This is a genomic window from Fulvivirga lutimaris (genome assembly GCF_009711525.1).
Taxonomy (GTDB): domain Bacteria; phylum Bacteroidota; class Bacteroidia; order Cytophagales; family Cyclobacteriaceae; genus Fulvivirga; species Fulvivirga lutimaris.
The window spans coordinates 1-15,519 of the sequence record NZ_SMLV01000330.1; the positions used below are offsets into that span (position 1 = coordinate 1).

Genomic DNA, 15,519 nt, shown 5'->3' on the forward strand with positions numbered 1-15,519 from the left:
AAGCGCTCTAAATGAACTTGATAATATTGGGCCTACAGGATATAATATCATAGGGTTTGATTTACAAAGTCAAGTTCAAATGCTTAACTACATATTACCAGGACTCTTAATTGTAGTATTCGGAGTTTTACTTAGCAAGAGATTTAAAAAGTCATCTGCATCATTTTATGGTTCACTATCAGTAATAATATCAGGCTTAGGATGGCTTTCATATGGGTTGGTTTCTATTGATCCCAATGGAGGTGAGACGTTATTAGAGACAATACGTGTGATTCAAGTCCTTATAACCTGGACAAGTATGATTCTTAGCATGATTCTAATAAGTATAGACTTAGAGAAGTTAGTTCACAAAACTTTTAAATGGATTACTTTCTTATTTGGAATTATGCTTATATCAGAGACAGTTTATCAATTAACTCTGGATTCATTATACTCTGGAGTTATCTCAACTCTCGGGTACTCTGTGTTTTTTTCTTGGTTCTTAGTTTTTGCGATAACAATGAAAAGAATTTGATTAATCAAAGATCAAATTCTTTCAAATCCACAGCACTCATTTGTCGAATAAAAATTTTCTGCCTGCTCGCTCATTAGAAACGTATGCATAAAACTAGACTAGCTAGTTCAGTGCTCATCACACACAGATATCGTATATTAAGGCTTAAACAATAATTGATTTGACTGCATTAATATTTTTCTTCGTCCTGTCTATTGCTTTTTCATTCCTCTGCTCAATTCTAGAGGCTGTGCTTCTAAGTGTAACGCCACGATACATTAAAGATCAGCAGAACAAGGGAACAACTACTGGTGATTTGCTAGCTAAGTACAAGGAAGATATAGATAGGCCACTATCCGCTATTCTTACCCTTAATACAATTGCTCATACCGTTGGAGCCATTGGTGTTGGGGCCAAGGCAGGCGAAGTTTTTGGTGCTAACTTTTTCAGCGTATTGGGTTTCGAAATGAGCTATGAGTCAATCATCGCTGTGGTCATGACCTTAGCTATACTGATTCTTTCAGAAATCATTCCAAAGACCATTGGAGCGAATAATTGGCAGGCACTTTCCCCTTTCACAGTCAATACCATCAGAATATTGATGTTAATATTATCTCCGTTAGTATGGTTGTCGCAGCTGATTACAAGATCCTTGAAAAAAGAAAAAGTAAAGTCGGTGCTGTCACGATCAGATATCATGCAGATAACGCTGGAAGGTGAGTCGAGCGGAGTTTTGGCCGAATCAGAATCTACCATCATTAAGAATCTCCTTGCGCTGGAAGAAAACACTGTGCGTGATATCATGACGCCTAGAAGTGTAGCATTCATGGCCCATAAAGACCTCACTGTTGAAGAGTACATAGCGCTTGAAGACGCAAAGATTTACTCAAGGGTGCCTATTTATAATGCAGACAAAGATGATGTGGTTGGAATTGTGCTCAAAGATGATGTCTTTCTTGCTTCATCAGAAGGTAAGAACAAGGCTCAGCTCTTCGAAATCATGCGGAAAGTAGATTCCATTTCAGATACCACTAGTCTCAATAGCTTTTTTAATCTCCTTAGGAAGAGTAAGGCCCATCTATTTATGGTTAAGGACGAGTTCGGCAATGTCATCGGGCTGGTCTCGATGGAAGACCTCTTCGAGGAGATGCTCGGTCATGAGATAGTTGATGAGTCTGACACTGTAACGGATCTTCAAGACCACGCCAGGAAAAAGGCGAGTGATGGACTGTGACATTCTACTGATTTTCTCCAATTAATAACTATTCCAATATTTATTTTATTTCTAGGATTATCAGGTTAACTTTCTTGATTACACGCTAAACGAAAGTATAATCATTATGAAAGTTGTATCTAATCTATTGGAGCTTTTCAAGTCGATCTCCTTATCCACTCTACTGCTTATACTTTTGGTAGTATCAGCTTGTACCAAAATAGAAAAGGAGAAACCGTTTCTGTTGGGCACAGGTTTCGGTATTAATAGTGCTACACTCATTGTTGATGACCTTAAGTCCGCAAGTGCTTATTATAAAGATACCTTGGGTTTTGATGTGCCTGATAAGACTCAAAACTCCGCTTATGCAGGATCAAAGGTCTTTTACATCTCATTTCCTGACCTATCAGCCTTAGAAATATTGTCATTAGATGATTCAATCTCGGATGACGTTAAGCCTCAATTTATATCCACTTTCCTCAAAAACAATGAAGGTGTTAGAATGTATTCATTGTCCAGCTCCTCCGCTGATTCCTCTTCAGCCTGGCTAGCCTCAAAGGGCTTCATTATGGACTCGATAAAATCTTACCGATCTTCCTCAGAAACTCCTGACGGCTGGTCATGGGATAATGGTGAACCTGATGAGCGCAGGGTTGATTTTGCAAGCATAAACCAATCAGGAAATATGCCCGGTTTTGTAGAGTACCTTGATTACGATTATCAGGGAACAATGAAGCAATGGAAAACATACTACAGCTATGGAAGACGATATGACGATCAACCAAATGGGGTTGTAGGCACTGCGGCCATTATCGTTGCTGTTGAAAGTTTAGATGAAGCAAAATCTGAATTTCAGAAAATGGGTTTTGAAGAAGTTGCCAGTAACACGTCTGGTCATGAAGCAAAATTTAAGCTGATCAGGAATCAGGAAATTCATTTAATTGGCCCTCAGGAGAATGGAGATGTTGCAGATTTTTTAACAGAGCGTGGCAATGGTGTGTTTGCCTTACGATTTGAAGTAAAGAATCTTGAGGAAACACATAAATACCTGAAAGAACGGCTACCTGAAGAAGCCATGATCTTAACAGACTCCCTTCAGCGCCTGATTGTCCTAAACGATTATGCTAAAGGTGTTCAACTGGAGTTTGTGCAAGAGCCTGAAGAGCAAGGTGCTATGGCACTGATGCTTAGACCTAATGATAAGCTAGATACTACTGCTATGCTGCATGCATCAGAATTATACACTAAATACTGTGCGCTTTGCCATGGTGACGATCGGCAGGGTTATGCCAATGATAATGCTCCTTCGCTCCGTTCCCACTCCTTACTAGCTACCAGTCAGGGTACCAACTTCATGCGTTATACCATCCAATATGGCCGTGCTAACACTGCAATGGCCGGATATAGAGATTTGCAAGGCGGCCCATTGGAATATATAGAAATTGAATTAATACTAAAATGGCTCTATGAAACTGCTGGTGTTGAAAAAGCTGTTGAATTATCCAGAGACCCTGTTAAAGGAGATGTGGCGTTAGGAGAAAAGCTCTACAATACCACTTGTGCCACCTGCCATGGCAAAGATGGCGAAGGCATAACTGCTCCGGCTTTGGGCAACCCTATGCTACTGGCAACAGCAACCGATCACTTTCTAAGATATGCAATTGCAGAGGGACGAGATGGCACACCTATGATCGCCTTCAAAGACAGCTTAAGCGCTGAAGAAATAGATGGACTTACAGCCTTCCTGCGTAGCAGAGCTGCAGGCTGGGATGTGCCTAAAAAAGATACGGTGTCAATACCGAAACCAGAAAATTATGTACTGAATCCAACTAGCAAGGCACCGAATTTTACACTCAAAGAAGGTAAGTATTTATCTGCAGAGCAGCTGATAAAAGCAATGCGCGATAGCTCACGCCTGGTATTGCTGGATGCCCGATCTGAAGTAGCCTGGCGCCAGATGCATATTCCCGGTGCTATACCCGTACCCTATTATGAAGAGCCCGAGAACTTCGTAAAAGATATACCTAATGATAGCACATGGGTGGTTGCTTACTGTGCTTGTCCGCATGCAGCGTCTGAAAGAGTAATGAATACATTAAGAAGAAATGGTTTTAAAAATACAGCCATTCTTGATGAAGGCATTTTGATTTGGGCCCAGATGGGATTTCCGGTGCAAAATGGGAATTGAGGATCGAAATTGTGTCCAAGCTTACCAAGTTCTTTTAAGTCTTCTGAAAGATGACTTAAAAGTATGAATGAGAAGGAGTGTCTTCAGACACGGTTTAGAAAATAATAATTATAAGAATATGTCGGCTTATAAATTTGATGACCCTGAGGGAATATACTTTGTAACCTTCACAGTAGTAGAATGGATTGACGTATTTACTAGAAGTGAGTACTCTGAAATTGTATTAGATAGCATTCGCTATTGCCAAAAGGAAAAGGGATTAGAGGTATATGCCTGGGTCATTATGTCAAATCATATCCATTTAATTATTTCGCGTAATGAAAATGTCAATGACTTATCAGCAATAGTTAGAGATTTTAAGAAGTTTACTGCTTCTCATATTTTGAAAAGTATTGAAAACAATACTCATGAAAGTAGAAAAAACTGGATGCTTTGGATTTTTTCATCTGCTGGTAAGAAAAATAAGAATAACACAAATTTCCAGTTTTGGAAACAGGATAACCATGCTGAACTATTGATGACTAATAAATTCATGCAACAAAAGCTCGACTACATCCATAATAATCCCGTTGTTGCGGGACTTGTTGATGAGCCAGAATATTATAAGTATTCCAGTGCTTCTGATTATGCCGGGCAAAAGGGATTATTAAAAATTAAATTATTGGTTTAAACTTAAAGTGTCCGGAGACACTTGTAATCATCTAGAGTTTCAAGTGGTCCTGTGGAACACTTAAAACAACTCAGGATTCTAGGGGTGTTGATTTAAGTTTTGATAATTATTAAAAGAATACAATTATGAAACGTTTAAAAACAGCATCAGTCTGTGTATTCCTTTCTTCATTACTTTTCTTTTCCTCCTGTCAAGAAAAAGATTCTAAAATGGAACAACTTGAAAGAACCGTAATGGCTCAAATTGATTCTATCGATGGCACTGTGGCTGTGGCGTTTTATAGTTTAACTGAGCCAAAAGACAGTTTATACATCAATATTGGTGAGAAGTTTCATGCCGCCAGTACCATGAAAGTACCTGTTATTATTGAGCTTTTTAAACAAGCTGCGGAAGGTAAGTTAGACTTGAATGATTCAATTTTATTAAAAAATGAATTTAAAAGTATTGTTGATGGCAGTTTGTATAGTATGGATATTAATGATGATAGTGACGATATTATTTACCAACAAATCAATACTAAAGTAGCGCTTAAAGACTTGATGTATAGTATGATTACTGTGAGTAGCAATCTGGCAACAAATGTACTTATTGAGTTAGTAGATGCTAAAAAAGTAACTGCAACCATGAGAGATTTAGGCGCCAAAGATATAGAGGTGTTAAGAGGTGTTGAGGACATAAAAGCGTATGATCAAGGCTTAAGTAATTCTACAACGGCCAGAGATTTGATGGTTATACTAGAATCCATTGCAAATAATAGGGCTGGTTCTCAAAAGGACTGCGAAGTGATGATTACTATTTTAAAAGATCAGCAGTTTAATGATATAATTCCAAAGTATTTACCAAAAGAGGTGACAGTGGCTCACAAAACAGGTTCAATAACCGGTGTTCACCATGATGCAGGAATTGTGTATTTGCCAGATGGCGGTGCTTATGTACTAGTATTACTGTCTAAAAACCTAAATGATTTCAACAAGGGAACCGAACAATTAGCCAAAATTTCCAAAACGTTTTATGATTTTATGATTAGCTATTGAACTCAATGGTTAATGTACTTCAAGTGCTTATGATTGATATTAGGTGGAGCACGGGAACTTAAAGACATTATTGTTTTAAAACGTATAACAAGTACTACCCCCTGACCCCATTCAAAGGGAGAATATCTTGAGATTATTTAAGTCCATAAGCAATAGAGATAAAATCAAGTCAATTCGTAAAACCGTTAACATAATATAATGTGCAATAGCTACTGACTTTGATTAATTTCCGACTACAATCAAAATCAGAATTTATGCATCGTTCTATCCTACTCATTCTTCTATTTGCGGTCGCTTTATTAACGAATACCGAGGCACAACGCAAGAGCAAGTCATCCGCTCAGTCTATCAGTTATGACCAGTCCTTATATGAAGGTATGAAATGGCGCTCCATAGGCCCCTATCGTGGTGGTCGAGCCGGTACTGCTACTGGTGTGGTTGGCAACAATAATCTCTACTACATGGGTACTGCTGGTGGTGGCGTCTGGCGCACAACCGATGGGGGTTCAACCTGGGAGTGTATCTCTGACGGTTACTTTGGCGGCTCAATTGGCGCTGTAGCAGTCGCTGAGTCAGACCCTAATGTCATTTATGTGGGTGAAGGCGAGCAAACACTAAGAGGCAATGTATCAAGCGGCCGTGGTGTCTGGAAATCTACAGATGCAGGTAAATCATGGATATTCATTGGGCTTAAAGGAACAGAGCATATTTCAAGAATAAGAATCCACCCTACCAATCCTGACATCGTGTATGTAGCGGCCATTGGTAATTTGTGGAAAGAGAATAGTGAACGTGGCGTATATCGTAGTATGGATGGTGGTAAAAGTTGGGAGCGAATACTTTATGTGAGCGACAAAGCAGGTGCTGGAGATTTAGTTTTTGATCCTAACAACCCAAGAATAATGTATGCTGCCACATGGCAAATGAAAAGAAATGGCTACAGAATGGATAGTGGCGGTCCTGACAGCAAGATTTTTAAAAGTACAGACAGTGGTGATAGCTGGACGGAGTTAAAAGAAAGTGGTCTTCCAAAAGGACCTTGGGGAATTGTTGGATTAGCAGTATCACCCGTAAACTCAGAGCGTGTTTGGGCGATTATAGAGGCCAAAGATGGTGGACTTTTCAGATCAGATAATGCTGGTAAAACATGGATAAAAACCAGTGCTAATCGTGCGCTCCGTTCACGAGCCTGGTATTATAGCCGAATCACTGCGGACTCTCAGAATGAAGATATGATCTATGTGATGAATGTGAGCTACGGAGTGTCTAAAGATGGTGGTAAAACTTTTGAGCTAAAAAACGCTCCCCACGGTGACCATCATGATTTGTGGATTGATCCAAACAACAACCAAAGAATGATCATAGCAGATGATGGTGGTGCTCAAATATCTACTGATGGAGGAAATAACTGGACTACTTATCATAACCAGCCTACTGCTCAGTTTTACCGTGTTGCTACAGATAATGCCTTCCCATACAGAATATATGGTGCTCAGCAGGACAATTCGGCTATAAGAATAGCAAGTAGAAATGCTGGAAACGCTATTACTGAAAGTGACTGGGAGTCTACCGCTGGTGGTGAAAGTGCTCATCTGGCACCTGACCCAAAGAATAACGACATTGTTTATGGAGGGACATACAAAGGTTATATGATGCGCATGGACCATTCAATCGATCAGACCCGATCTACCAATGTTTGGCCTGATAACCCTGCAGGTTCTGGTGTGGAAGTAATGAAATATCGTTTCAACTGGAACTATCCAGTCTTCTTCAGTCTTCATGATAAGAATAAATTGTATGCCGGTAGCAACTATCTGCATGTAACTACCAATGAAGGTCAGTCGTGGGAAGTTATTTCTCCGGATCTTACCAGAAATGAACCTGAGACCTTACTTTCTTCAGGTGGGCTGATTACACAGGACAACACTGGTGTAGAATTCTACGGAACCATCTTTGCCACTGCAGAATCAGCTCAGGAAGAAGGCGTTATGTGGGTGGGCTCTGATGATGGGCTTGTGCATGTTACCCGTGATGGCGGAAAAACATGGAAAAACGTGACGCCTCCCGGCTCTCCTAAGTATAATATGATGAATTGCATTGATGTTAATCCACATGTTAAAGGAGGAGCTTACCTGGCAGCTACGAGCTACAAATTTGGTGACTACACGCCATATCTCTATAAAACCACCGACTATGGAGAAACATGGACTAAAATCACCAGTGGAATCGATGATACACATTATACACGAGCCATCAGAGCTGACAAAGTAAAACCGGGATTACTTTATGCCGGTACTGAATGGGGCATGTATGTTTCTTTCGATGACGGTATCAACTGGCAGCCTTTTCAGCTGAATTTGCCTATTGTGGCCATAAGAGACTTACAAGTACGAGACAATGACCTGATTGCCGCAACACATGGCAGAAGCTTTTGGATTATTGATGACCTAACGCCACTACACCAACTTAATGACGAGGTAGCGGCCAGCAATTTTTATCTGTTTAAACCAGATGACAGTTATAGAATGAATCAGGGAGGCTGGGGATCGCCAAATACCAAGCTGGTAGGTGAAAATCATCCTGATGGCGTAATGGTGCATTACTATCTCAAAGATTTAGCAGAAAAAGATTCGGTAAGCATTAAAATCTTAGATAGCAGTGGTGAGCTCATATCGACTTTCTCAAACAACTCAAAAGACAAAAAGCTGGCTATTAAGCCTAAAAAAGGTGGGAATAGAATGGTCTGGGATATGCGCTATCCTGGTTTTAAGGAGTTTAAAGGCATGATTTTGTACTCATCACCAAACAGAGGACCTAAGGCCATGCCGGGTAACTATACTGTGCAACTCACTGTAAATGGAAAGACCATGGAACAGCCTTTCACTATCCTTAAAGACCCAAGGTTGCCCAACACCATGGCGGACTATAAAAAACAGTTTGAGTTCTTGATGAAAGTAAGAAATAAAGTCAGTGAGGGTCATCAGGCAATCATAGACATTAGAAAAACCAAGGAAGACATTAACTACTTGCGTGAAAAAATAAAAGGACAACCGGAGTTTGATCAGATAAAAAACATGGCCGATGAGCTATATAAAGAGTTGGATGTTATTGAAAACAACATTCATATGACTAAGAACGAAGCATATCAGGATCCTCTGAATTTCGGTATTCGTATCAATAACCGATTGGCATTCTTAATGGCTGATCAGCAGCGCGGTGACTATCCTCCTACTGACCAGGCAGAGGCTTTTAGGAAAGAAGTCACTCAGGAAATGGACAAGGAGCTTAAGGATTTGGAAAAGGTCTATCAGGAAAAGCTAAATCAATTGAATAAGGCCGTTCAGGATAAAGGTCTTAAGTTATTGGATGGACCATCTCCGGATGTGAATCAATAGCCCATCCCCCAATCCCCTCAAGGAGATTATTTGATCGTATTGATAAGCAATAAATGAACAAAGCCCAAGATTAAAGTCATGGGCTTTGTTCTGCTCAGCATTTATCTTTAAATTAATAATACTAAACACTACTGATTTGAAGAATATTTTAGTTGCCCTTGATTTTGATGATGGTGAGCAATTGCTCATTGATAAAGCATATGAATTAGCCAGTGCATTTAAGTCAAAAGTATGGCTTTTGCATGTTTCTGCACCAGATCCGGATTTCATAGGGTATGATGTCGGGCCACAGTACATTAGAGATACAAGAGCATCGGATTTAAGAAGTGAGCATCAGCAGTTACAAACATTTGCTAATGGTTTAAAGGAAAAAGGAATTGATGCTGAAGGTTTGTTAATTCAGGGTGCTACTATTGAGATGGTATTAACAGAATCTAAAAAATTAAACATTGATCTCATAATAACAGGACATCAAGAACATAACTTTTTGTATAGGGCTTTTGTAGGTAGCGTTTCTTCTGAAATTGTCAAAAAATCAAAAATGCCCGTTCTTGTAGTGCCATTGTAGGCAACACCCACATTACATACACTCTTGAAAATTTAAGGAAAGCCCATGAATTAGATCATGGGCTTTCTTCTATTTAAACCAGCATCCCACCAGATGCTTCGATGCGCTGACCGTTTATCCAGCCACCTTCTTCAGTACAAAGGAAGGCCACTACGCCACCAATATCTTCAGGCTCTCCTACTCTGCCCAAAGTAGTTACATTAGCTACCATAGCTCTTTTCTCTTCATCGTCTCTATTAGCACCACCACCAAAGTCTGTAGCTATTGCTCCTGGAGCCACCACATTAGCTCTAATACCTCTGGAACCCAATTCTTTAGCCAGGTATCTGGTAAATACTTCTATGCCACCTTTCATAGATGCATAAGCGGAGAACCCTGGAAGTGAAAACCTTGCCAATCCAGAAGAGATATTAATTATCCTGCCGTTGTCATTCATTAATGGCAAGGCCTTCTGCGTAAGAAAATAGACTCCTTTGAAATGGATGTTCATCATCTCATCGAATTGCTCTTCGGTAGCTTCTGCAATAGGTGCATAGCTGCCTGTTCCTGCATTATTAACAAGGAAGTCGAAATTGGCACTGCCTCTTTCCTTTTCAAGTTCAGAAGACAGCTGTTTGTAGAAACCATCGAATGATTTTACATCTCTGGTATCGAGCTGAAAAGTAAAAGCTTTCTGCCCGAGCTTATCAACTTCTGTGGCCACCTCATCTGCCTTTTGTTTGTTTAAATTATAGGTGAATGCTACATCAAACCCTTTTTTGGCTAGATTAATAACCATATCTCTTCCCAGTCCACGGCTTCCGCCAGTCACCAGTGCTATTTTGCTCTTTGTCATAATTAAAATCGTTTAATAAATTAATAATGACACAAAGCTAGACGCATTACATGCTATCAGGTTTGCAACTTACAAACAGGTTTTTGCAAAAATCAAACAACTATAGCTTTCCTGAATTTAACTGGCGAGTTATTAGTGTTCTTTTTGAAGAAGTTGGAGAAATGAGCAGTTTCCTCGAAACCAAGGCTTTCTGAAATTTCAGCTATATTCCAACTCGTGTGCTTTAAAAGTATCTTGGCTTCCTGCAGAATGCGATCTGAAATGATATCAGTTGTGGTTTTTTGTACAGTCTCCTTTAGTGCTCTATTTAAGTGATTTACATGCACATTCAATTTCTCTGCAAATTCGGAAGCTGAGCGTAGTTTTATCTTTTGATTTACATGTTCAATAGGAAACTGTCGCTCCAGCAACTCCATAAAGAAAGACGAAATACGATCTGAAGCGTTAGAATGATGGTTGGCGACCAGATTAGCAGGCTGCAGTTTCATGGCGGTATGAATCATATCAAACACCAAATTCTTAAGCGCATCATATTTAAAAGCATAATCTGAGTTGATTTCATTAAACATCTTTTTGAATATCTCTGAAAATGCATCTGCCTGATCATCTTCTAAAATAAACACTGGAGTACCACCTGACTGAAATACCGGATATGAATAGATATTTCCATACTGATGGAAATACTCTTCAGTGAAAAGACAGAAATAACCTGTCAGCTGCTCATCTATTTTCTCAAAATTATAAGGTATCTGCGGATTAGAGAATATTAACACCTGCTTATCAACAGCTATCACCTTATCTGCATAGTGCACTCGTGCTCTGCCTTTTACTAGACTAATCTTATAATAGTCTCTGCGGTTATATGGCATTGGCTTTGGTTTCGCACTGGCGAATTCATCCAGCTGAAATACATTAAAATGCCCAACACCGGAGTTGAGGTTGTCTGGTGTAAATTTTAAATCATTAGCGTAAAACTCTTCGATTGACAAGGCCTTTTTCATAGCTCAAATTTACAAAATTCAAACTATCAACATAATTTTAAAAAATGCCATTAACTTTTATATCTTTAGTGAGTTAGACAACTGAATGAAGTTAATACACAAATACTGCTGGATCATTTTAGTGTTTGTCTTTTCCTGCGGTGAGAAGGTGAAAAGGCTACATGTAGAAACTATAGCACTAAATGATACCACAAATATTGTGTTGCTAGAAGACTCCTTGGTTAGACCTATCCTTTATAATAACATCCCAGATTTAAGTGGCTTACCTGTTGATGAAAGTAAGGAAAAGTTCTTTGCGCTCACATTACCGTCTGTGCTAATAGCACGATATCATATCAATACAGTTCGGGATAGCATTATTCTTCTGACGACCAAAGAAAAGTGGTCAAAAAAAGACTCCACCTTATTTCTAAGGGAGAAACAACGTTTTAAAGCTGGCGATATTAACAACCTTCTTGAACGCATGATCACGCACCCTAACAGCATCACGCTGGCGCAGGCTGCTGTAGAAAGTGGCTGGGGTTCATCAAGGTTTTTCAGACAAGCCAATAATCTTTTTGGTATTTGGGCGTATAATAAAGATGAGCCCCGAATAGCAGCCAATAATAATCAGGTGTATTTGAGAAAGTATGATGACATATCGGAATCTATAGAAGACTATTTTGTAACGTTAGGCAGAGCGAGGCCTTATAGTGAGTTTCGCAAGGCCAGACAAAAAACCAATGATATTAACATCTTATTACCATTCTTGAGAAGGTACTCGCAAAGAGGCGCTGCCTATGTTCATCAACTTAAGACCATTATCAGGCAGAATGACTTAACAAAATATGATGATTATAAGCTGGACCCAAAATACTTTAAAGAAGAGTAAATGCGAACAGCACTTTTAGCCATATTACTTCTGTTTTCTCTTACCTCTTGTCAACAGTCGACCACAACTGATAATGAAGGGAATACTGAGCAAGCTGTTAATAAAAATGAGCCCAACGATAAGGAAATTGTATGTTTTGTCTATCATAGGTTTGGTGACAACCGGTATCCGTCAACCAATATTTCTCTACAAGACTTTGAAGCACACCTACAATATTTAAAAGAGAAGGATTATCAGGTACTATCCTTTTCAGAAGCTGTGAAGTACTTAAAATCTGAAGTTGAAACTCAAAAGACCGCAGTAATAACCATTGATGATGGCTACAAGAGTTTTTTCAAAAATTGCCTGCCAATGCTTAAGAAATATGGCTTCCCTTCTACCCTTTTTATCAATACCAAAACTGTTGGAGGCGGAGATTACATGAGCTGGGAAGAAATTAAAATTGCAATGGGTGATAACGTTGAAATTGGCAATCATACACACTCACATGATTACTTTTTAAACCTCCCAGAGACTTCCAGGTATGAGACTTTTGAAGAAGATATAATGCTTAGTCAGCAGCTGATTCAAGAAAACACTGGTTTTACACCAGAAGTATTGGCTTACCCATATGGAGAGTTGGATCCTAAAATGAAGGCTATTGTTCAAAAGATAGGTTTTGCAGGCGCAGCAGCCCAAAATTCCGGAGTGATTTATAGCGGAACAGACTTAATGCAATGCCCACGGTTTCCAATGTCTGAGGCTTATGCAGATATTAACAAATTTACCTCCAAGGCCATGATGAGGGCATTAAAAATCAAAAATGTTTCACCAGACTCATTTATAGTTCCTAAAGACGATTCTAAGCCCCAACTTAGTATCACAGTTAATAGCAAAGGTCTTCAGTTGGATAGGCTGCAATGTTTTATTCAGAGAGCCGAATGTCAGATCAATAAAAGTGTATCAGAAAATGGTGAAGCGGTTATCACCTTGTCACCAGCGTCAGACATTGATATCAGGAGAAGAACACTTTATACTATCACGGTTCCAGATACAACTGGAACCTGGCGTTGGTTCAGTCATTTGTTTATCAACCCTGAAATCCGCTAGTTAAGCGTTTATGTTTGACTATCCAGATGATCACCCAACCTGCTAAGCGAATCGTCCCAGAACTTGTCGTAAAAGTTTACCCAGTCTTTGACTAGTTTAAGAGGTTTAGTGCTTGGAAGGCAGTAACGTTCTCTTCCGTGAGCATTTATGGTAATGAGTCCTGCTTGCTGAAGTGTTTTGATATGCTTCGTAACTCCCTGCCTGCTAATATCATAGCGCTCAGAAATTTGGGTTATCGACAATGCCACGCTAGCCACTACAAGGGCATGAAATATCTCACGCCTTGTAGGGTCAGCTATAGCTTTGAATATCTTATCAATGTGCTGGTTGTGTGGCTTCTCCATTTAAATAATTAGGTAAAACTGACAAACATGCATCCCATCCCATACTAAAGTGATTGAATGCCTCTACAGCTGCTTTGCCTCCTATTTTACTGATACCAGTGTGCTCAAGTAGCAGTTTTGTTGTAGCTCCTTGTGATTCCAGTTTCCATGAAACAATAGTCTCAATTGGAGCTTCACCCACCTTCCAACTGTATTTTAAAGTATAAGGATTTGCTTCCAATACCGTACCGCTTATTTGAGTGCTTCCATGTTCTTCAGTTGCAGTGAATCTATACTTATAACCGACTTCAGCTTTAAAATCGGCACTAATGAACCATTTACTAATCTCTGATCCCTGAGTTATCGCCTTCCAGACTTTGTCTATAGGGTGATTGAATATAACTTCTTTAACTAACTTGTCTTCCATAACCATTATGTTTAAATGCAACCTAATAGTTGCAAATATACCAAAGTCAAAGAAATATGCAACCATTTAGTAGCATTTAGAAAATTTACGTTATCAATACTATTGTTTAATCAGCGCTTTTAGTCAATGTCATTGACTGGCGGTGGTCCATCAGGAACAATGCCTTTATAAACATAATCCCCTTTACGTTCTTTGAATTCGGCCTTCACTTCATCTCTCAATTTTGCGTTTTCAAAAAGATCAATCATGGTCATGGATAGCGCTTCTGTGGCATAAAGCATTCCTTTATGACCTATAGACATTCCACTGCAAGCCACTACCGCCCAACTGTGCCAAGGCGTGTCCTTTGGTGCTACCGTAGCACTTAATCTGATAGTCGGAACTACCCAGCTAACATCACCAACATCGGTTGATCCACCTCTTGGGTGCTCTAAGGTCTCTTCCATAGGCTCTATTTTGGTATCAAAACCAATTTGTGGTTTATTAGTAGCTTCTTGAATTTTCTTAGCAAAGGCTATTTCATCTTCAGTAAAGTCCAGCTCTCCTAAATACTCCAGGTTCTTTTGCAAAGCTGCGGCTCCTGTCCTATTCACCAACACTTCATGCACACCTGAAACCAAAGTGATCTTGTAGTCAACATCAGCCATAATAGCTGCGCCTTTAGCGATTTCTTCTACCCGCTTCCATACTTTCACCATCCCATCTCTTTTAGTATCGCGAACACGTGTCCATATTTTAGCATAGTCAGGCACTACATTGACCACCTTTCCTGCTTCCATGATATCATAATGAATCCTTACTGAAGGTAGTATATGCTCTCTGTAATAGTTGATACCCGTTGTATATAATTCCAAACCGTCTGCCGCACTTCTTCCATTCCATGGATCACCAGAAGCATGGGCTGCCTGACCTTCAAATTCTACAATAAAATCTACCAGGGCCAAACCAGCTTGAACATTGGCTTTAGTTGATGAGCTTGGATGCCAGTCCATCATAATATCTACATCGTCAAAAGCACCCTCGCGCACCATCCACAATTTTCCGAAGAACTTCTCCTCAGCTGGAGTGCCATAAAACCTTACCGTACCTTTTAGTTTCCCGCTTGCTATTTGCTCTTTAATTACCGTTGCGGCTCCTAAAGAGGCCACACCAAACAGGTTATGGCCACAACCATGTCCTGCACCGCCATCATGAACAGGGTCTTTGTGAGGCACTGTTTTTTGAGATAAGCCTGGCAAAGCATCAAACTCACCCATTATACCTATGATAGGCTTTCCAGAACCATATTCAGCCATAAAAGCGGTTGCAATACCTCCTACATTTTTGGTAATCTTAAACCCTTGTTTTTCAGCAAAGGCCATAAGTGCCGCTGCCGATTGTTTTTCCTGAAAAGCAACTTCTTCATAAGACCA

At 39.7% G+C, this 15,519-nt stretch carries 14 protein-coding genes; 9 read left to right on the forward strand and 5 right to left on the reverse strand.

Annotated features, from left to right (window positions below; all coding sequences use genetic code 11):
• The 7 genes from E1140_RS21660 to E1140_RS07160 all read left to right on the forward strand — a co-directional run.
• Positions 1-514: DUF998 domain-containing protein (locus E1140_RS21660; protein ID WP_221412653.1), on the forward strand; the 514-nt coding region annotated here is incomplete at its 5' end.
• Positions 515-674: 160 nt separating this feature from the next.
• Positions 675-1,727: a CNNM domain-containing protein gene (locus tag E1140_RS07135; RefSeq protein WP_155180908.1), complete on the forward strand. Its 1,053-nt coding sequence runs from the start codon at positions 675-677 to the stop codon at positions 1,725-1,727.
• Positions 1,728-1,833: 106 nt separating this feature from the next.
• Positions 1,834-3,894: a c-type cytochrome gene (locus E1140_RS07140; RefSeq protein WP_155180911.1), complete on the forward strand. Its 2,061-nt coding sequence runs from the start codon at positions 1,834-1,836 to the stop codon at positions 3,892-3,894.
• A gap of 67 nt (positions 3,895-3,961) precedes the next feature.
• Positions 3,962-4,564: an REP-associated tyrosine transposase gene (locus E1140_RS07145; protein ID WP_343034175.1), complete on the forward strand. Its 603-nt coding sequence runs from the start codon at positions 3,962-3,964 to the stop codon at positions 4,562-4,564.
• Positions 4,565-4,689: 125 nt separating this feature from the next.
• On the forward strand, positions 4,690-5,598 hold the full coding sequence (locus E1140_RS07150; RefSeq protein WP_155180916.1) for a serine hydrolase: 909 nt from the start codon (positions 4,690-4,692) through the stop codon (positions 5,596-5,598).
• 254 nt (positions 5,599-5,852) lie between these two features.
• Positions 5,853-8,993: a VPS10 domain-containing protein gene (locus E1140_RS07155; protein WP_155180918.1), complete on the forward strand. Its 3,141-nt coding sequence runs from the start codon at positions 5,853-5,855 to the stop codon at positions 8,991-8,993.
• A gap of 136 nt (positions 8,994-9,129) precedes the next feature.
• Positions 9,130-9,561, forward strand: a complete 432-nt coding sequence (locus E1140_RS07160; protein WP_155180921.1) for a universal stress protein — start codon at positions 9,130-9,132, stop codon at positions 9,559-9,561.
• Between the two features lie 73 nt (positions 9,562-9,634).
• On the opposite strand, the gene E1140_RS07165 is transcribed toward E1140_RS07160, so the two are convergent.
• Positions 9,635-10,396 carry an SDR family NAD(P)-dependent oxidoreductase gene (locus E1140_RS07165; RefSeq protein ID WP_155180923.1) on the reverse strand — a complete coding sequence of 254 codons (762 nt, stop codon included), beginning with the start codon at positions 10,394-10,396 and terminating at the stop codon, positions 9,635-9,637.
• A 92-nt stretch (positions 10,397-10,488) separates the two neighbouring features.
• Positions 10,489-11,397, reverse strand: coding sequence for a helix-turn-helix domain-containing protein (locus tag E1140_RS07170; RefSeq protein WP_155180926.1), 909 nt, complete (start codon positions 11,395-11,397; stop codon positions 10,489-10,491).
• Positions 11,398-11,482: 85 nt separating this feature from the next.
• Here E1140_RS07170 and E1140_RS07175 point away from each other — a divergent pair, with 85 nt between their 5' ends.
• Complete coding sequence (locus E1140_RS07175) at positions 11,483-12,268, forward strand: glucosaminidase domain-containing protein (protein ID WP_155180929.1); 786 nt, start codon at positions 11,483-11,485, stop codon at positions 12,266-12,268.
• Positions 12,269-13,357 (forward strand): polysaccharide deacetylase family protein, encoded by a 1,089-nt coding sequence (locus tag E1140_RS07180; protein WP_155180932.1) that lies wholly within the window; start codon positions 12,269-12,271, stop codon positions 13,355-13,357.
• Positions 13,358-13,365: 8 nt separating this feature from the next.
• Here E1140_RS07180 and E1140_RS07185 read toward each other — a convergent pair whose 3' ends face one another.
• The 3 genes from E1140_RS07185 to E1140_RS07195 all read right to left on the reverse strand — a co-directional run.
• Positions 13,366-13,701, reverse strand: a complete 336-nt coding sequence (locus E1140_RS07185) for an ArsR/SmtB family transcription factor (protein WP_155180933.1) — start codon at positions 13,699-13,701, stop codon at positions 13,366-13,368.
• Positions 13,673-14,107 carry an SRPBCC family protein gene (locus E1140_RS07190; RefSeq protein ID WP_185153470.1) on the reverse strand — a complete coding sequence of 145 codons (435 nt, stop codon included), beginning with the start codon at positions 14,105-14,107 and terminating at the stop codon, positions 13,673-13,675. Before E1140_RS07190 ends, E1140_RS07185 begins: the two co-directional genes overlap by 29 nt.
• A gap of 119 nt (positions 14,108-14,226) precedes the next feature.
• A partial coding sequence (locus E1140_RS07195; protein WP_155180937.1) for an amidohydrolase occupies positions 14,227-15,519 on the reverse strand: 1,293 nt, incomplete at its 5' end.

Coding starts and splice junctions, on each gene's coding strand:
- E1140_RS07140 (WP_155180911.1), top strand. CDS start 1,834: ATGAAAGTTGTATCTAATCTATTGGAGCTTTTCAAGTCGATCTCCTTA.
- E1140_RS07145 (WP_343034175.1), top strand. CDS start 3,962: ATGAGAAGGAGTGTCTTCAGACACGGTTTAGAAAATAATAATTATAAG.
- E1140_RS07150 (WP_155180916.1), top strand. CDS start 4,690: ATGAAACGTTTAAAAACAGCATCAGTCTGTGTATTCCTTTCTTCATTA.
- E1140_RS07155 (WP_155180918.1), top strand. CDS start 5,853: ATGCATCGTTCTATCCTACTCATTCTTCTATTTGCGGTCGCTTTATTA.
- E1140_RS07165 (WP_155180923.1), bottom strand. CDS start 10,396: ATGACAAAGAGCAAAATAGCACTGGTGACTGGCGGAAGCCGTGGACTG.
- E1140_RS07170 (WP_155180926.1), bottom strand. CDS start 11,397: ATGAAAAAGGCCTTGTCAATCGAAGAGTTTTACGCTAATGATTTAAAA.
- E1140_RS07175 (WP_155180929.1), top strand. CDS start 11,483: ATGAAGTTAATACACAAATACTGCTGGATCATTTTAGTGTTTGTCTTT.
- E1140_RS07180 (WP_155180932.1), top strand. CDS start 12,269: ATGCGAACAGCACTTTTAGCCATATTACTTCTGTTTTCTCTTACCTCT.
- E1140_RS07185 (WP_155180933.1), bottom strand. CDS start 13,701: ATGGAGAAGCCACACAACCAGCACATTGATAAGATATTCAAAGCTATA.
- E1140_RS07190 (WP_185153470.1), bottom strand. CDS start 14,107: ATGGAAGACAAGTTAGTTAAAGAAGTTATATTCAATCACCCTATAGAC.